The sequence below is a fragment of the Sagittula salina genome (genome assembly GCF_017813235.1).
GTDB lineage: Bacteria > Pseudomonadota > Alphaproteobacteria > Rhodobacterales > Rhodobacteraceae > Sagittula > Sagittula salina.
Genome location: NZ_JAGISH010000001.1, coordinates 253,711 through 271,938 on the forward strand (window position 1 = coordinate 253,711; position 18,228 = coordinate 271,938).

Genomic DNA, 18,228 nt, shown 5'->3' on the forward strand with positions numbered 1-18,228 from the left:
GCGTGGTGTCGGCGCAGGGCCAGCCCGCAAGGCCAACGCCCCCGCTCAAACGCAAACGGCCCGGCGTTTCCACCGGGCCGCTGTCCCTGGTCCGGCGTGCGGTTATCAGAGAGCCTTGCCGTAGATCTTCGCGATCTTCGCCACCGCCTGTTCGGGCGGCATCTCTTCGCTTTCGCCGGTGCGACGGCTGGTGACCTCCACCACGCCGTTCTTCAGCCCACGCGGACCCACGGTGATCCGCCACGGCAGGCCGATCAGATCCATCGTCGCGAACTTGCCGCCCGCGCGTTCGTTGCGGTCGTCATAAAGCGGCTCCAGCCCGAGCGCCTCGAGCGAGGCATAGAGCGCCTCGCAGGCTGCATCCGCCTCCGCATCGCCCTGTTTCAGGTTCACGATACCGCAGTGGAAAGGCGTCACCCCCTCCGGCCAGATGATCCCCTTGTCGTCGTGGCTTGCCTCGATGATCGCGCCCAGCAGGCGGCTGACCCCGATCCCGTGCGACCCCATGTGCACCGGCACCTGCGCGCCGGACTGGTCCTGCACCACGGCGCCCATCGCCTCCGAATACTTCGTGCCGAAGTAGAAGATCTGCCCCACTTCGATGCCCCGCGCCGTGCGCCGCCGCTCTTCGGGGACCTGCGCAAAGAGCGCCTCTTCATGCGTCTCGTCCGTGCGGGCGTAGCGCGAGGTGAACTCCTCCAGAACGGCATGGCACTGCTCGACCGAATCGTAATCGATCTGCCGGTCGCCAAAGCTCAGGTCGGTGATCTCGCTGTCATAGAAGACCTCCGACTCGCCCGTCTCTGCCAGCACGAGGAACTCATGCGTGTAATCGCCGCCGATCGGCCCACCGTCGGCGCGCATCGGGATCGCCTGCAGGCCCATCCGTTCGTAAGTCCGCAGGTAACTCACCAGGTGGCGGTTGTAGGCGTGCAGCGCGTCCTCCTTCGTCAGGTCGAAGTTGTAGCCGTCCTTCATCAGGAACTCGCGCCCCCGCATGACGCCAAAGCGCGGCCGCACCTCGTCGCGGAACTTCCACTGCACGTGATACAACGTCAGCGGCAACTCCTTGTAGGACTTGACGTAAGAGCGGAAGATGTCGGTGATCAGCTCCTCGTTCGTCGGACCATACAGCATGTCACGATCATGCCGATCCTTGATGCGCAGCATCTCCTGCCCGTAGTCCTCGTAGCGCCCCGACTCGCGCCACAGGTCCGCCGACTGCAGCGTCGGCATCAGCATGGCGATGTGGCCCGCGCGTTGCTGTTCCTCATGCACGATCTGTTCGATTCGCTTCAGCACCTTGTAGCCCAGCGGCAGCCACGAATAGATCCCCGCCTGCGCCTGCTTGATCATGCCGGCGCGCAGCATGTAGCGGTGGCTGACGATCTGCGCCTCGGCGGGCGTCTCCTTGAGAACGGGCAGGAAGTAGCGGGACAGGCGCATGGGAACCTCGCGAAGCTCTGTTTGCGTGGCGTTTTGCGGGATAAGCCACGCCTTGGCAAGGCACCGCCTGCGCAAGCCCCTTCCCCGGGGGGCACCTTGCACGGCATGGTGTGGGCAACGTCCCGTCACGAGTACCCCATGAACGACACCACAATCCCGCTGCGCCGCAACCTCGCCGACCTGTTGCCATTCCTCGCGGAACCTCTCGTCCTCACCGTGGGCCTCGCGGTCGTCGGGGCGGCCCTCGCTGCCTTCATGTTCCTCCAGTTCCGCGACAGGTCGCGCCACAGGAACGAACCGGAGCCTGGGACCCTCGCCGGTTTGCGTGTCTTCACCTGGCTGCTGACGCCGATCTGGTTCCTCATCGTCGCGCATATTCTCTACGCGCTGGTGGCCCTCGCGCTCGCGTTCGACCCGAGCCGGCAGGGCACCGAGGAAGGCGCCGACCTGCGCTGGCACGTGCTGGCTTTCGTCGGTCTCATCACCGCCCTCGGCGCGCTCGTCTCCGCCCCCCCTCGCCCTGATCCGGGTCTGGACCACCGAACGCCAGACCCGCACCGCCGAGCAGGGCCACCTGACCGACCGCATCTCCAAGGCCGTGGAACACCTTGGCGCAGAAAAGACCGAAAGCCGCATCGGAAGGCCGGTCACAATCTGGACCGGCAAGCCAGAGGAACTGATAATCCATAACAGCGTCATTGACCCATTCAAGAACTACCCGCGCACGCGGATTGGCGAACGTGACACGGAAGCCAGATACGACCCTGGAACTGATACAATTGATACCGGACCGTTTTGGCCGGTCACCACATGGCCCGCGGAGAGGACTGTGATCGAATGGCAAGACACTCCGCCGAAGCTCGAACCGTACGAGACCATCGCGGCAGAAGGCGACTGGAAGAACTTCAGCCGCACCGTCCCCAAAATCGAGGTCCGCATCGGTGGCCTGCTCTCCCTCGAACGCATCTCGCAGGACTCGGCGGCCTACGACAAGGGCCGCGACCATATCCGCGTCATGGAAATCATTTGCGCCTACATCAGAAATAACAGCCCAGCACAAGGGGCCGTATCCTGGCATCCGTACGAAGAGCTGTTTACAGCTTTCAGTAAAAACCTGAGCAAAAAAGCAAGTTCATCGATGCGTATGCTGACGCTGTAAGATCGGAGAGCCAGAGTATAGCAAACGCCGAAAACCGCAGCGTGGAATGGCGGGACAGAATCCGATCAAATTTTCGAGAAGACATCCAGATTGCTTTGAACATTTTAGGAAAGCGATCAAAAAACGTTATAGCGATAGAAAGGGGTTCTGCGGCGGAAAAATTGCTTGAGTTCAGAGAGACCGCAGACGCACTACGAACGCAATTGATTAAAAATCCAAGAGATATCCACGTCCGGGACAAAATCAAGCAACTCAGGGAAATCCAAACTGCAAGGTATCAACTCGACTTATCTCGCGTAAACTTTCAAGGATATTCACTTAAAGGAATGGACTTCAGTCATGCGGACCTGTCCTTTTCTCACTTTGGAGCAGCAGACCTATCACAAGCTGACCTTTTGACGCGGACCTGGGAAAATCACGCTTTCATGACACGAGCCTTGCCAGTGCGAATCTACAGTTCGCCGATATAGCTTTTTGCTCATTTGTGAAATGCAATGCCCACAACCTCAGGCTCTTAGGAAATATTCTACAAGGTTGTCTTTTTTACTCGGGCATCTATTCTTGCAGCGAGTTTCTTGCCATTCACTCTGCGGGGTACATGGTATTTCTGAACCTGAACAATTCACGTTTTGACGTCACAACGTCGGACAATGTCCATATTGCTTATTGCCGTCTTGCCGGGGCGCGTGTTCGTGGTCTTCAATTGGATGAATTCTCGACATTTTACGAAACTGAGACGGCAGAAATTAATTTTGACGGAGGTCCGCTTTCAAATACCGCGTTCCAAGATGTTCGGCTTGCAGAGGAAGCCACTGTCAACGCAGACCTGTCCGGCGCCTTCGGAGACGCAACAGTGCGTCTACCTGAGCGAATGGATCGCCCCGCCCATTGGCCCGCCCACGATCTCGGCGACGCCTTCGATACCGAATGGCGCAAGTGGCAGGCCGATCCCGAGGGCTATACCCCGCCGCCCCCGCCGCAACACAGGTTTGAACCCGACCCGAAGCCCTGATCCGGGGCCCCACCTTCCTGCTTTTTCCTCTCCCCAGACAACCCTCCCTATCCCCACCCGTCCGCCTTCGGACCGGCACCCGGCATGGCTCCCGTGTGGGCGCTGACCTTTTGCCCTGCAAAAGGTCAGCGCCCACGCGCAGCGGAATCCGGGGCCTTTTCTGCGCATGCGATATGCATGGATTGCGCATCGGTTGTGCACGCATTGCGCCTCCACGGAATCGCGGCTCTTGCATCGCAATGCTGCACGGGCGAAACAGGGGCAACAGGAGCGCGCGCCATGGCATTGCCGGTCAGGAAACAGCTGAAGTACTGGGGGGTCGCCTTTGCGATCCTCGCGGTGGTGCTGTGGTTACTGGGAAACGTGTTGCTGCCTTTCGTGCTGGGCGGTGCCATTGCCTACTGCCTCGACCCCGTCGCCGACCGGCTGGAGAGGGCGGGCTTCTCGCGGGGGGCCTCCGTGGGCATCATCACCGTTGTGGCGGTTCTGCTTTTCGTTGTTCTGGCCCTGGCCATCGTGCCGCTGCTGGTCAACCAGACGCTGCAACTCTTTGAAACGGCACCACAACTCTTTCGCGACCTGCAGGGTTTCCTGACCACGAAGTTCCCCTCGCTCATGCTCGAGGGCAACGTGGTGCAGGACACGCTTGTTTCCATCGGCGACGCGATCAAGGCCAAGGGCGGCGCTGTCGTGGAAACCGCGCTGACCTCCGTCGGCTCCGTGCTGAACGTGCTGATGCTGTTCCTGATCGTGCCGGTGGTGGCGGTCTACATGCTGGTGGACTGGGACCGCATGATCGCCCAGATCGATGGCCTCGTGCCGCTCGACCACCGCGAAACCATCCGCCATATCGCGCGCCAGATCGACGCCGTGCTGGCGGGCTTCATCCGTGGCATGGGGTCCGTCATGCTGATCCTCGGCACCTACTACGCCGTCGCCCTCTGGGCCGTCGGCCTGCAGTTCGGATTGGTGGTGGGCGTGGTCGCGGGGCTGCTGACCTTCATCCCCTATGTCGGCGCCATTGTCGGCGGCGGCCTCGCGCTCGGGCTGGCGCTTTTCCAGTTCTGGGGCGAGTGGTGGTGGATCGTTGCAGTCTGGGCGATCTTCCAGTCCGGCCAGTTCATCGAGGGCAACATCATCACCCCCCGCCTTGTGGGCGAATCCGTCGGCCTGCATCCGGTCTGGCTGTTGCTCGCGCTCTCGGTCTTCGGCACGCTCTTCGGTTTCATCGGCCTGCTGGTGGCGGTGCCGCTGGCCGCCGCGCTCGGCGTCATCGTGCGCTTCCTCGCAGATCGCTACCGCGGCTCCCGGCTGTACCTCGGGATCACGGACCCGACAGGAAGCGACCCTCAGGCATGACACACCCCGAACAGCTGCCGCTGCCCCTGCCCGTCCGCGAGGCGCTGGGGCGTGAGGATTTCTTTGTCAGTTCCGCCAATGCGCTGGCCGTGGCATTGGTGGAACGGTGGGAGGAATGGCCCGCCCGCAAGATGGTGCTCTGCGGGCCGAAGGGGTCTGGCAAGACCCATCTGGCCCACGTCTGGGCGCGGCTGACCGGTGCGCCTATCATCGCGGCCAAGAGCCTGTTGCAGGCGGATATTCCCGCGCTCGCCGCCGCCCCGGTCTGCATCGAGGATATCGAAGCCATCGCCGGCGACCGACCGGCGGAAGAGGCGCTGTTTCATCTGCACAACCTCGCTTTGGCGCAGGGCCATGCGCTGTTGCTGACCGCGGGGCGCGATCCGACGCATTGGCCGCTGGTGCTGCCGGACCTGAAAAGCCGCATGATGGGCGCGCAGGTCGCGCACCTCGGTGCCCCGGACGATGCGCTTCTGACGGCGGTCATGGCAAAGCTTTTCGCCGACCGTCAGCTGATGCCGACACCGGACGTCCTGATGTGGCTGACCCGGAACATGCCGCGCAGCCAGGCCATGGCCCGCGCCGTGGTGGCTGCTGTCGATGAGGCGAGCCTTGCCCACCGGAGGCGCGTGACCCGCGCGCTGGCCGCCGAGGTTCTGGCACAGCTCACCGGACCCTCGGCGCACTGACTTTCCCTCCGGCCTGCCCGCCCTACGATCTTTCGCCGCGCGCCTTTGTCAGCTTCAGGAAAACCCCTCGGAGGGTGATGCCCGATCCATGCCCCGATTGACCGCACGGCTGGTGAATACGCCAAGGGGAATATTTGTCTGTCGGGAACAAAGTCTCCGACGCGATCGCAGGCAGCGTTGCCTCCCTTGCTCCCGCCGCCAATCGGGCGCACAACAAGAGGGAGACGTCATTAAACCTTTGCATGCCCCAATCATAAGCCCGCCATGACCATCGCCGATTTCCTGAAGTCCCCGCTGCCGCCCGCCACCGATTTTCCCGACCTCGACCGCGAGGGGCCGGGGCGCTTCTTCAACCGCGAGCTTTCGTGGCTGGGGTTCAACTGGCGCGTGCTGGAAGAGGCCGAAAACCCCCGCGTCCCTCTGCTGGAACGGGTGCGCTTCCTGTCAATCTCGGCCACCAACCTCGATGAATTCTACACTGTCCGCGTGGCGGGCCTGCGCGAACTTGCGCACAACGGCAATACCACCCCCGCCGCCGACGGGCTGACCCCTGCCCAGCAACTGGTCCTGATCGACGAGGACGCACGCCGGCTGATGGCCGGTCAGCAGCGCATTCTCGGCACGCTGAAACGTCAGATGGCGGAGGAAGGTATCCACGTCGTCACCCGCGACGCCCTGACAGAGACCGACCGCAAGCACCTGAACGAGGCATACCTAAATCAGGTCTTCCCTATTCTTTCGCCGCTGGCAATCGACCCGGCGCATCCCTTCCCCTTCATCGCCAATATGGGCTACTGCCTCGCGCTGCAGCTGGAACGCCTCCGGGATAAGCGCCCGTTGCAGGCGTTGCTGCCGATTCCGGCGCAGATCGATCGTTTCATGCCGCTGCCCTCCGAGGCGGGGCAACACCGGTTCATCCTGCTCGAAGACGTCGTGCTGTTGCACATCGACAGCCTGTTTCCCGGTTACCGCGAGAAGAACCACTTCGGATTCCGGGTGCTGCGCGACAGCGACCTCGAGGTGGAGGAAGAGGCCGAAGACCTCGTCCGCGAATTCGAGGTCGCGCTGAAGCGGCGCCGCCGCGGCGAAGTGGTGCGGTTGACCATCTCTGCGGGCGCGCCGAAGGCGCTGCGCGAGATCGTCATGCGCGAGTTGCACGTTGTGCCGGAGGAAGTCATCGAGCTGGACGGCATGATCGGCGCTGCGGATACAAAGGAGCTGGTGCTCGACGCCCGGCCCGACTTGCTCTGGCCGATATTCACGCCGCGCGTACCCGAACGTGTGCAGGATCACGATGGCAATATGTTCGACGCGATCAAGCAAAAGGACATGCTGCTGCACCACCCCTACGAGACCTTCGACATGGTGGTGCGCTTTCTCAGTCAGGCAGCGCTGGACCCTGACGTGGTGGCGATCAAGCAGACGCTTTATCGCACGTCGAAGAACTCTCCCATCGTCGCCGCGCTCTGCGAGGCGTCGGAGGACGGCAAATCCGTCACCGCGCTGGTCGAGCTCAAGGCGCGCTTTGACGAGGCCGCCAATATCCGCCAGTCGCGGCGGCTCGAACGGTCGGGCGCGCATGTGGTCTACGGGTTTCTCGAATGGAAGACCCACGCCAAGATTTCACAGGTGGTGCGCCGCGAGGGCGACCGGCTGGTGACCTACACCCACTGGGGAACGGGCAACTACCATCCGATCACGGCCAAGATCTACACTGACCTCAGCTTTTTCACCTGTGACGCGGCACTGGGACGCGACGCGGCGAAACTGTTCAACTACATGTCCGGCTACGCAATGCCCGAGGGGCTGGAGAACCTCCTGATCTCTCCCCATACGCTGAAGACCGGCATGATCGAGCTGATCGAGAAAGAGATCGATCACGCCCACGCGGGCAAGCCGGCGCAGATCTGGCTGAAGATGAACTCCCTCATCGAACCCGACATGATCGACGCGCTCTATCGCGCCAGCCAGGCCGGGGTGCGGGTCGACTGCGTCATTCGCGGCATCTGCGGGTTGCGGCCCGGGATTACCGGCCTGTCCGAGAACATCCGCGTCAAATCCATAATCGGCCGTTTTCTGGAACATTCGCGGATCGCCTGTTTCGGCAACGGCCATGGTCTGCCGCATGGAAAGGCGCGCGTCTTCATGTCCTCCGCCGACTGGATGGGGCGCAACCTGAACCGCCGGATCGAAACCGGGGTCGAGATCATGAACCCCACCGTCAAGGCACAGATCGTCAGCCAGATCATGGCTGCCAACCTCGCGGACACCGCGCAAAGCTGGGTCATGGAGCCTTCGGGCCAGTTCACCCGCCACGCAGTGCCGGAGGGGGATTTTTCCTTCAACTGCCACCGCTTCTTCATGGAGAACCCCTCGCTCTCGGGACGCGGATCCGCGGGAGCGAAGGACGTGCCGCAGCTCACCCATACCGAGGATTAAGGAAGCTTTCGGCATCCTTGCCGGATTTGACCAGGCGTTGGACGGCCGGACACCATGTACAGGATCGAATGGCCCTTGCATGACCGCGATCGTGCGGGGTCTTTACGCCAATTTTCAGAGAAGTTTTTTCTGGTTGATTCAACCACTTAACGCGTTCTGGTTACAGGCTTGGCAAGCCTTGCGGCAACATCTGGGCGCGACGCCTTTTTGCTGCCTCAAAATGACCCCCAGAGGGACGCAAATTGTTAAATAGACCTTAAGCGCCAGAGGGCAATTTCCCCCCTGCACCACAAGTGGCGCGGACATGCCAATCAGGGCGTGGTCCGCAGCGTCAGAAGGACGGTTCTGAAAGCCGGAACGGAAAGACCGGCACATCCCGGCGCAAAGGCGCCAAGAACCGAAAGGCGACAAACATGTCGAGTATCCTCACGAACAACAGCGCGACCGCTGCCCTGCAGACGTTGAAAGGCATCAACAGGCAGATGGGCACGGTCCAGAATCAAATTTCCACCGGCAAACGCGTGAGTTCCGCCAAGGACAACGCCGCCGTCTGGGCAATCTCGAAGGCGATGGAGTCCGACGTCGCGGGCTTCAAGAAGGTCTCGGAAAGCCTCTCGCTTGGCCAGGCGACCATCTCGGTGGCCCGCCAGGGTGCGGAAACCGTGACCGAGCTGCTCACCCAGGTCAAAGAAAAGATCGTCTCCGCCCAGGAAGAGAACGTCGACCGCGACAAGATCCAGACGGACATCGCGGCGCTGCGTGATCAGGTGTCCGCCGTCGTCGGCGCGGCCCAGTTCAACGGCCAGTACATGCTGCAGAACACCTCGACCACGGCCAACTCCGGCGGCATCAACGTCCTGGCCTCCATCGACCGGTCGTTCGACGGCGTGACCTCCTCCGACATCCGCGTGGTCAAGCAGGACCTCGGCACCGGCTCGTCCGAAATCGGCGCATCGCTTACCGCGCTCACCGGCGCCGCGAACAACGTGGCCGGCGACGGTGACGGCGCGGCCTTCCTGTTGACCGGTGCTGCCACCGCGCCCACGGCCACCTCGACCTTCGGCACAGCGGCGACGGGCACCGTGGCGGCGGGTACGGCCTTCTCCATCGCGATCTCCGGCTCCGCCGGTGGTGGTCTGACCAATACCTCCGACCGCAATGACATTTCCTTTGTGGCCCGTGAGGGCGACACCTATGCGGATGTCGTCGAAGGTCTGGCCGCCTCGTTCAATGCCTACGTGGCAGAGGAACTCGGCAGCGGGACCTCGGTCGGGGCATCGGCCAGCGGCAACACCCTGACCATGACCGGTCACGACAGCACCGGCCCGAACTTCTCGATGATCGTAAACGAGTATGCGGCGAGCTCCGACACCACCATCGGAGGCCGCCTCGCCGCCCTGAGCGACGTCGACGTCTCGACGCAGGCGGGTGCCGATGCGGCGCTGGCTTCGATCGACGGGCTGATCAACATCGCCATCGACTCGGCCGCCGCTTTCGGTTCCGCAGAGATGCGCATCGAAAGCCAGAAGGACTTCGTGTCCGGTCTGACCGACGCGCTCAAGTCCGGCATCGGCACACTTGTCGACGCCGACATGGAAGCAACCTCGGCACGGCTTCAGGCCCTGCAGGTCCAGCAACAGCTGGGCATCCAGGCCATGAGCATTGCCAACAGCGCGCCGCAATCGCTGCTGGGTCTCTTCCGCTAACCGAATGAAGCGTCCCCGGGACGCGCCCCACCCCCGGTAGAAAGCCGGGGCGGGGCAGCGGACCCGGGGACGCTTCCCCGGCCCGATAAAGGGCCGGGGAGCTCACCACTCGGAACACGGGTGGTCGTATCGCAGGGCCCAGGGCACCAAAACGCCCGCAAGCCACCTGCATTCGTCAGAAGACGCTTTTCCCGAAGCTGGCCGGAAGGTCGGCACAACCGGCGTAAACACGCCATGCCATGATGAAAGGCGCACTCGATATGTCGAGCATTCTTACAAACACCGGTGCAATGACCGCTCTCCAGACCCTGAAGATGGTCAACCGTTCGCTGGGTGAAACCCAGAGCATGATCTCCACCGGCAAGCGCGTTGCCACCGCCAAGGACAACTCCGCAGTCTGGGCCATCTCGAAGGCCATGGAGTCCGACGTGGCAGGCTTCAAGCGCATCTCTGACTCGCTCTCCCTCGGCCAGGCCACCATCGACGTCGCCCGCAAGGGCGCCGAAACGGTGACCGACCTGCTGACACAGGTAAAGGAAAAGATCGTCGCCTCGCAGGAAGAGAACGTCGACCGAAACAAGATCCAGACGGACATCAACGCCCTGCGCGACCAGATCTCGGCCGTTGTCGGAGCGTCCCAGTTCAACGGGCAGTACCTACTGGAGAACACCTCACAGACCGCCGGAACGGGTGGCATCAACGTGCTGGCGTCCATCGACCGTTCCAGCGACGGCAGCGTCTCTTCGACCGACATACGCGTGAACAAGCAGGATCTTGGCACCGGTGCCTCCGAAATCGGCGCAGCGCTGACGGCACTCACTGGTGCCGCGAACAACCTGGCCGGCGACGGTGACGGCGCGGCCTTCCTGATGACCGGCGCGGCGACGGCCCCCACGGGGACAACGACCTTCGGCACGGCAGCGACCGGCACGGTGGCGGCAGGCACAGCCTTCTCCATCGCCATCTCCGGCTCTGCCGGCGGTGGACTCACGAACACCGCCGGCCGCAACGACATCTCCTTCGTGGCGCGCGAGGGTGATACCTATGCCGATGTGGTGTCCGGCCTGACTGCGGCATTCAACGCCTACGCTACGGCAGATCAGGGCGCGAGCACTTCGGTCGGTGCCGTATCCAGCGGCAACACGATCACCTTCACCGGACATGACAGTGTTGGCCCGAACTTCTCGCTGACGGTGAACGAGTATGCGTCCGACTCGACCACGACCATCGGCGGCCGCCTCTCGGCGTTGAGCGATGTAGACGTCACCACGCAGTCTGGTGCGGATGCGGCGCTGACAGCGATCGACGGGCTTATCGACATCGCCATCGACTCGGCCTCCGCCTTCGGTTCGGCCCAGATGCGGATCGAGACGCAGTCCGACTTCGTCACCGGCCTGACCGACGCGCTGCGCTCCGGGATCGGCACCTTGGTCGATGCCGACATGGAAGCGACCTCTGCCCGCCTGCAGGCCCTGCAGGTGCAGCAGCAGCTTTCCATTCAGGCCATGTCGATCGCCAATCAGGCGCCGCAGTCACTGCTGTCGCTGTTCCGCTAAACGCCCCCAGGCGCGCGCCCTCAATGGGCGCGCCCACACCAATGCTGCGGCCCGCAACCTCCTTGCGGGCCGTCACCTTTTGTAACGCGAGCAAAGACTGCCGGAGCGAATCTTTGCAGGCCATAAAGGTTTGTTCATTAGTGTTGAGAGGCACTTACCCGAGGTGGCGCGGCGCCGCGACAGGCACACCGCAGGTTCAGAATGCCAGTCCCAGGTTCAGAATGCCAGTCCAGGGAACCGGGCGCGGGTCTTCCCCGCGTGACGGATCTTCCGACAGGAGCAGTCCGAAAAACACGGTTCAGAGTTCGACCGAGCGATCAGGTAAGCGACCAGGATACAGCCATGTCCAGTATTTTGACGAACGCAGGCGCGATGACCGCTCTGCAGACCCTCAAACAGGTCAACCGGAGCATGTCCCAGACCCAGGGCATGATCTCGACCGGCAAGCGCGTGAGTTCCGCCCGCGACAATGCCGCGGTCTGGGCCATCGCCAAGACCATGCAATCCGATGTCTCGGGCTTTGCCCGCATTTCCGACAGCCTCAACCTTGGACAGTCAAGCGTCGCCGTGGCCCGCAAGGGGGCGGAGACGGTGACCGACCTTTTGGTCCAGATAAAGGAAAAGGTCGTTTCCGCACAGGAGGAAAACGTCGATCGCAGCAAGATACAGACCGATATCGCCGCCCTGCGGGATCAGGTGGTTGCGGTGGTGGGGGCTGCACAGTTCAACGGGCTGAACCTGCTCACAAACCAGACGCAGACCGAAGACAGCGGTGGCGTCAACGTGCTGGCCTCGCTTGACCACGCCGATGGCGAGACGGTCACGGCACGCAACATCCGTGTCGGGAAGCAGGATCTCGGTATCGAACTGTCCAGCATCGGTACGGCGCTCAGTGCGCTGGCGGCGGGGGCGAACGACGTTACGGGCTTTGGCGATGCCACGGCGGCTGCATTGAACGGCAACGCGACGCCCGCCACCGGAACCACCACCTTCGGCACATCTTCCGCGCAGGCCGTGGCGGCGGGCACCGGTTTCTCCATCTCGATTTCCGGCAGCACCGGCGGCACCACGGCCCCCGCCGATACCGTGACCGGCAACGAAATCAACTACGTCGCCCGCGACGGCGACACCATGGCCGACGTCAGCCGCGCGATGGCCGCCGCCTATAACCGTTACGTGGAGGCCAACCTTGGCGCTACGGCGACCGGCGGCATCGCGGCGGTGGCGGAGGGCAATCAGATCACCTTTACCGGCTCCGATCAGACGGGGGCGGATTTCTCCCTTCAGGTGGATCAATACGCGGCCGACGCCTCCAGCACCATCGGCGGCGGATTGCGTGCCCTGTCCTACATCGACGTGTCCACAGCCAAGGGGGCCGATGCCGCCCTGGCCGACATTGACCGGCTGATCGACACAGCCATCGACGCGTCTGCCGCGCTCGGTTCCGCCGAAATGCGCCTGGAAACGCAACGGGACTTTGTATCGGGGCTTTCGGCCTCGCTCCGATCGGGCATCGGAACGCTGGTCGATGCCGACATGGAGGAGACGGCCGCCAAGCTGCAATCGATGCAGGTGCAGCAGCAATTGTCCATCACATCGCTGTCGATCGCCAACCAGGCGCCGCAGTACCTGTTGCAACTCTTCCGTGGCTGAGGCGTAGGCCTCCGGACGGACCTTTCTTGACCCGCTTCGAAGGCGGGCCTAGGGAGAGGCAAGACCGGGGAGATGCGCCATGAACAGCCACGACGACAGCCACGGCCACTGGGACCCTTTCGGGCGTCCGCTGTTCAACGATCCCCAGGCCCGCGCACTCAGCCGCGTCGGCGTGGTGGATATCGGGTCGAACTCCGTGCGAATGGTGGTGTTTGACGGGGCGGCGCGCAGCCCGGCCTATTTCTTCAACGAGAAGATCCTGTGCGGGCTGGGCGAAGGCATGTTGCAGACCGGCCGGCTGAACCCCGAGGGCCGCGCCCGGGCGCTTGCCGCCATGCGGCGCTTCCGACTGCTGGCGGAAGGCATGATGCTTTCGGGCCTGTCTGTGGTGGCCACGGCGGCGATGCGCGACGCGGAGGACGGGTCGGAGTTCCGTAATCAGATCGAGGCCGAGACCGGGCTGACCGTGCACGTCATCGACGGGCCGGAGGAAGCGCGGCTATCGGCGCAGGGCGTCCTTTTGGGCTGGCCCGGCTCCTACGGGCTGGTCTGCGACATCGGTGGGTCGTCCATGGAACTTGCTGAAATCGGGGACGGGCTGGTGGGGCGGCGCATGACCTCTGCTCTTGGCCCCTACAAGCTGAAGGACCTGGGCGACGATCCGAAGGTGCGCGAGAAACACATCGAGTCTGAGCTGGAAAAGCTCGCCGGATACATGGGCACGCAGCGCGACCGGCTTTTCCTTGTCGGCGGCAGTTGGCGGGCGATCGCGAGGATCGACATGCTGCGGCTGGATTACCCGCTGCACGTCCTGCACGAGTACCGCATGAACGCAGACGCGGTGCGTGAGACACTTGCCTATATTGGCAAGCAGGACCATGAGGCGCTGCGCAAGGCGGCTGGCGTTTCTTCAACCCGGATGGCTCTGGTGCCCTATGCCGCCGAGGTTTTGGCACGGCTGGTGGACTGCTTCCGGCCCTCGGATATTGCGATTTCCTCCTACGGCATCCGCGAGGGATTGTTGTTCGAACAGATGCCGCAGGCTCTGCGCGACCGCGACCCGCTGATCGAGGCCTGCCGTTTCGCCGAGGCCAAGGACGCCCGCCTTCCCGGCTTTGGGCGGCAGTTGTACGATTTCGTGATGCCGCTTTTCCCCGAAGCCTCGGAGGCGCGGCGACGCCTGATCCACGCCGCCTGCCTGCTGCACGATGTCAGCTGGCGGGCGCATCCGGACTACAGGGCCGAGACGGTATTCGATAACGCGACCCGCGCAAATCTCGGCGGGCTGAAGCATTGGGAACGCGTCTATCTCGGGCTGTCACTGCTGCACCGCTACAAGAACAAACGCGAGGGAACCCGGTTCGAGGATCTCTACGCCCTTCTCGACGCCGCGCACCAGCAGGAGGCCGAGGTCCTGGGCAAGGCGATGCGGCTTGGCGCGATGCTCTGGACGCTGGAGGCCACGGCCGGGCACGCACGAATGAGCTGGGACGGGACCACTCTGTCTCTGACACTCGACCCGGACATGATGGACCTCTATGGCGAGGTCGCGCGGTCGCGCTTCCGGTCGCTGGCGCAGGCGCTGGGCGCGGAGGATTTTGGGGTGGTCGCCACGTAATCCCGTTTCACCGATGTTACGCGGCGGGGCGCATTGCCCCCTGACACCCAATTGCCCCCCCGGCCCCCCGTGAGTATTCATGCCAAGAAAAAGCAGAAGGCGGGATCCGGCCGGCCCGAGCAGGCAACGCGGGTGAAAAACGCGGATGTAAGCCGTCAGAGTTCGATTTCAGCGGGCGCGTCGGGTTCGGCGTTCTCCGGTGTGATCGGCTCCTTGCGGCGAATGACGATGTCGCCGTTGGGTAGCATTTCGGGCGGCTCGTAAAGCGACCAATCCTCGACCATCTCCAGCACATCCCGCAGTGCCGGACCCATCTCCGTCAGGAAATTGCGCATCACGGGCTGCATCTCGCGCAATGTGCTTTCCAGTTCATCCAGCGTCGGTTCCATCTCCGACATGAGGCCGCGGAAGAACAGCCGGGCCCCCTCTTCCATCAGGCTCGAACTTTCGTCGGTCTCCTGCGCCGCGACGGGCATGGCAAGGAGCGCGAGGGACAGCAGGGCAACGGTGCTTTTCATCCCTTGAATGTAGGCTCCGACGGCACCCGCGCCAAGGGGACGCGTCACAGGTCGAGGTCGACCGTGACCGGGAAATGGTCGGACGCGGTCAGCAGCGCCTCGTGCAATTCGGGCACCCGCCAGCAGCCAGGGTCATCGAAGGGGTGCCAAATGCGCCAGCGCGGGTTCGCCTGCATCAGGTCCGGCGAGATCATCACGTAGTCCAGAAGCGCCTGCAGGTAGCGTTTCTGGCTGTCGATGTAGAAGCGCGCCGTGGTGGGCTGGGCGCTGATTTTAGAGGCCAGCGCCTGTGCCGCGTGCGGATCCCAGAGCCTTGGACCGCCGTCTCCCAGCAAAATTTCGACCGAGGAGCGGCCGAAAAGGCTTTCGAATTCGTCCAGCCCGGGGCCGTCGTTCAGGTCGCCCATGAGGATCGTCGCGATACCCGACGCCAGAAGCGCGTCCACCCGGCGGCGCAACCAGATCGCCTGCGCCAGCTGTTTGCGGCGATTGGCGATGGAGAAGCGCATGATCTGATCATGGCCGCGCGCGCCATGCGGCGCCTTCGACTTCAGGTGTGCCCCGATCAGGCGGAGGACGCGACCCGTGACGGTGGTCACCTCCAGTTCCAGCGGCGGCTTGGAGAATTGCACGATGTCGGGTGTCGCGTCGATGTCGAGGTCGATCTTCAGCGTGGCGTCGAAACGCGGCGCCTCGGTTCCGGATTGCGGGTCGTGGCGGGCGGTCAGACGCTCCGGGTCATAAAGCAGCGCGATTTCCTGTTGGGTGTCGTTGGCGAAGCCGGTGACCACGGCGGTGGTGCGCAGTTCGAACGCCTCCGCGAAGCGGGTCAACGCTCCAGTGGTCGAGCGGCGGGAGGAGGTGTCGGGCGCCTCGATCACCATGACCGCGTCAGCGTCCATGGCGGTGAAGACGATACCCAGTGCCTCTGCCTGCTGCCGCCGTGTGACGTCGTGGCGCGAGGACCAGCGATCATCCAGCATCAGCCGCCCGCGATTGTCAAAGAGGGAGTCGAACCATTCGACGTTGTAGGTGGCGAGGCGCAAGGCGGCGCGCCTCAGGCGGCCTGCCGGGCGGAGATTTCCTCCCACGCGCGGTTGATGTCGGCCATGCGTCTTTCCGCCATCTTCACCGCTTCTTCCGGGACGCCGCGTGCCATCATCACATCGGGATGACTGTCGCGCACCAGTTGTCGCCAGTGCTTGCGGATCTCTGGCAGTTCCATGTCGGGTGTCACGCCCAGCACCGCCCAGGGGTCCGCCGCGTCGGGCACGAAGCGCGCGCGCAGGGCGCGGAAACGCGTCTCCGGCATGCCGAAAAGCTCCGCCACCCGTTCGAGGAAGGCATCCTCTGCAGGGTGGTACCGGCCGTCCGCCATGGCGATATGAAACAGGCCTTCCATCAGGTCGCACAGAGTCGAGGTATCCGCGTTGAACATGGCCCGAATGCGGCTGGCGTAGTCCTCGAAACCCGCAACGTCCTGCCGGGCGAGATTGAAAACTCGGGCCGCGTCCTTTTCGTCCTCGGGCGCGATGCGAAAGACCTCGCGGAAGGCGGTGACCTCGTCGCGGGTTACCAGCCCGTCGGCCTTCGCCATCTTGGCCGACAGCGCGATCACCGCGATGGTAAAGCCCACGGAGCGTTCCGGCGGCGTGCGCATCCGGTCAAAGAGCACGGAGAGCCCTTCGCCGGAGGTCAGCGCAGCGAGCGCCTGTGTAATGCGGGTCCAGATCGACATGGGCGCATCATAACCGTTGTGCGGGCGACTGTCAGGAGCGGAATTTCCGACGATCAGAGGATTTTTTGCAGCAGGATCAGGTCCATCCAGCGGCCGAACTTGAAGCCGACCTGTGGCAGGCGGGCGATCTCGGCATAGCCGATACGACGGTGAAAGGTGACACCGCCGGGGTTCTCGCCCGATACTCCGGCCCAGAGGCTGTGCACGCCCTGCGCGCGGGCGACATCTTCCAGGGCGGTCATCAGGGCGCGGCCGGTCCCCCTGCCGCGCGCCTCTGCGGCAAGCTGGATCGAATGTTCCATGGTATGGGCGTAACCCGGCCCGCCGCGAAACTGCCCATAAGTGGCAAAGCCCAGCACACGGCCCGCGTCCTCCGCCACCTGAAAGGCCGCGCCGCGCTGCGTCATGTCCGCGATCAGCCCGGCCTCGGTCTTGGTTTGGGTGGTGAAGGTGGCGGCGGTATCCACGATGATCGCGTTCCAGATCGCGGCGATACCGGGCGCGTCGGCGGGCCCCGCGGGACGAATGCGCAGGCTCATCGAATTTGGCTCATCGAAGTTGGCTCATCGCAGGACGACCGTCGCGCCTTTCTGCCGCACATACGCTGCAAGTCCGGCTGTGCCGGTTTCGAACCGCACCAACGGCGCGTCCAGAACCGGCGCCAGCAGGGCCTCCAGTGCCGGAGCCTCCGGATGGGTCACCACCAGCGCTTCAAGAGTCGAATCCGACGGGGTCAGGGCCTTGCCCGGCGGCACCGGCACCTTCCACTGGATCAGGGCCGGAAACAGCCCGCCGAATGGCAGCATCCCATCTTCCGGTACCGCCATGATCCAGCGCAAGCCGTTGCGCTCAAGCTCCACCAGCCGCCCCGCCATGGGCAGGAGCGCGATCGCGGCCGCGACGTCATCGACCGCGCAGACCCATTTGTCCAGCCGCGCCGCCCCCTGGAAGGTGTCCAGCCCGAACCAGCGCGCGTCCCCGGGCCCGGGAGCCGAGGGGTCGATGGCGATCGCTTCGATATAAAGATCGGGCGACAGACCGAGCAGTTGATTGTGCGTGCCGAACCGTGCGTGGCTGCCACCGGGACGCATGGGATGCCCCAGCGCCGCCTCCACGTGATCCACGGCCTCCGCGAGGGTTTCGCCAAGAACGGCGATGTGGTCGAGCGTCAGCGATACCGGGGGCATGAAGGAAACTTTCCGTGCAGTCGCAGCACGGTAACCAAGGGAAACCACGCTGCAAAGCGGAAAAGCCGCCCCTTTGCATTGATGTACGCGCCAACGTGCCTATTTCGGACTGAAGGGCTCATGAATTTTCCATTCCAAAGATATCCTT

The 18,228-nt window shown here is 63.6% G+C and carries 17 protein-coding genes; 11 read left to right on the top strand and 6 right to left on the bottom strand.

Features of this window, described 5'->3' with window-relative positions:
- Positions 1–105: 105 nt before the first annotated feature.
- Complete coding sequence (gene proS / locus J5474_RS01160) at positions 106–1,446, bottom strand: proline--tRNA ligase (RefSeq protein WP_209358526.1); 1,341 nt, start codon at positions 1,444–1,446, stop codon at positions 106–108.
- 138 nt (positions 1,447–1,584) lie between these two features.
- On the opposite strand from proS, the gene J5474_RS01165 reads away from it, so the two are divergent.
- The 11 genes from J5474_RS01165 to J5474_RS01215 all read left to right on the top strand — a co-directional run bounded on the left by J5474_RS01165 (position 1,585) and on the right by J5474_RS01215 (position 14,637).
- Positions 1,585–2,136 (top strand): hypothetical protein, encoded by a 552-nt coding sequence (locus J5474_RS01165; protein ID WP_209358527.1) that lies wholly within the window; start codon positions 1,585–1,587, stop codon positions 2,134–2,136.
- Between the two features lie 139 nt (positions 2,137–2,275).
- Positions 2,276–2,605, top strand: a complete 330-nt coding sequence (locus J5474_RS01170) for a hypothetical protein (protein ID WP_209358528.1) — start codon at positions 2,276–2,278, stop codon at positions 2,603–2,605.
- A 41-nt stretch (positions 2,606–2,646) separates the two neighbouring features.
- On the top strand, positions 2,647–3,075 hold the full coding sequence (locus J5474_RS23215; RefSeq protein ID WP_209358529.1) for a pentapeptide repeat-containing protein: 429 nt from the start codon (positions 2,647–2,649) through the stop codon (positions 3,073–3,075).
- 128 nt (positions 3,076–3,203) lie between these two features.
- Complete coding sequence (locus J5474_RS01180; protein WP_209358530.1) at positions 3,204–3,617, top strand: hypothetical protein; 414 nt, start codon at positions 3,204–3,206, stop codon at positions 3,615–3,617.
- 279 nt (positions 3,618–3,896) lie between these two features.
- Complete coding sequence (locus J5474_RS01185; RefSeq protein ID WP_209358531.1) at positions 3,897–4,976, top strand: AI-2E family transporter; 1,080 nt, start codon at positions 3,897–3,899, stop codon at positions 4,974–4,976.
- Positions 4,973–5,665 carry a P-loop NTPase family protein gene (locus J5474_RS01190; RefSeq protein ID WP_209358532.1) on the top strand — a complete coding sequence of 231 codons (693 nt, stop codon included), beginning with the start codon at positions 4,973–4,975 and terminating at the stop codon, positions 5,663–5,665. Before J5474_RS01185 ends, J5474_RS01190 begins: the two co-directional genes overlap by 4 nt.
- Positions 5,666–5,929: 264 nt before the next feature.
- On the top strand, positions 5,930–8,104 hold the full coding sequence (locus J5474_RS01195) for an RNA degradosome polyphosphate kinase (protein WP_209358533.1): 2,175 nt from the start codon (positions 5,930–5,932) through the stop codon (positions 8,102–8,104).
- Positions 8,105–8,517: 413 nt separating this feature from the next.
- Positions 8,518–9,810 (top strand): flagellin, encoded by a 1,293-nt coding sequence (locus tag J5474_RS01200; protein ID WP_209358534.1) that lies wholly within the window; start codon positions 8,518–8,520, stop codon positions 9,808–9,810.
- A 260-nt stretch (positions 9,811–10,070) separates the two neighbouring features.
- Positions 10,071–11,366: a flagellin gene (locus tag J5474_RS01205; protein ID WP_209358535.1), complete on the top strand. Its 1,296-nt coding sequence runs from the start codon at positions 10,071–10,073 to the stop codon at positions 11,364–11,366.
- A 342-nt stretch (positions 11,367–11,708) separates the two neighbouring features.
- The gene (locus J5474_RS01210; protein ID WP_209358536.1) at positions 11,709–13,019 is read left to right on the top strand and encodes a flagellin; all 1,311 of its coding nucleotides are present in this window, start codon (positions 11,709–11,711) and stop codon (positions 13,017–13,019) included.
- Between the two features lie 79 nt (positions 13,020–13,098).
- Positions 13,099–14,637, top strand: coding sequence for a Ppx/GppA family phosphatase (locus J5474_RS01215; protein WP_209358537.1), 1,539 nt, complete (start codon positions 13,099–13,101; stop codon positions 14,635–14,637).
- Between the two features lie 155 nt (positions 14,638–14,792).
- On the opposite strand, the gene J5474_RS01220 is transcribed toward J5474_RS01215, so the two are convergent.
- From J5474_RS01220 to J5474_RS01240, 5 genes are read right to left on the bottom strand one after another with little or no spacing between them, the layout of a single operon-like run.
- Positions 14,793–15,155: a hypothetical protein gene (locus J5474_RS01220; protein WP_209358538.1), complete on the bottom strand. Its 363-nt coding sequence runs from the start codon at positions 15,153–15,155 to the stop codon at positions 14,793–14,795.
- A gap of 44 nt (positions 15,156–15,199) precedes the next feature.
- Entirely contained in the window at positions 15,200–16,201 is a 1,002-nt protein-coding gene (locus J5474_RS01225; RefSeq protein ID WP_209358539.1) for an endonuclease/exonuclease/phosphatase family protein, read from the bottom strand.
- 11 nt (positions 16,202–16,212) lie between these two features.
- Entirely contained in the window at positions 16,213–16,893 is a 681-nt protein-coding gene (locus J5474_RS01230; RefSeq protein WP_209358540.1) for a molecular chaperone DjiA, read from the bottom strand.
- Positions 16,894–16,946: 53 nt separating this feature from the next.
- Positions 16,947–17,426 carry a GNAT family N-acetyltransferase gene (locus tag J5474_RS01235; protein WP_209359473.1) on the bottom strand — a complete coding sequence of 160 codons (480 nt, stop codon included), beginning with the start codon at positions 17,424–17,426 and terminating at the stop codon, positions 16,947–16,949.
- Between the two features lie 30 nt (positions 17,427–17,456).
- On the bottom strand, positions 17,457–18,080 hold the full coding sequence (locus J5474_RS01240; protein WP_209358541.1) for a VOC family protein: 624 nt from the start codon (positions 18,078–18,080) through the stop codon (positions 17,457–17,459).
- Positions 18,081–18,228: the final 148 nt, after the last annotated feature.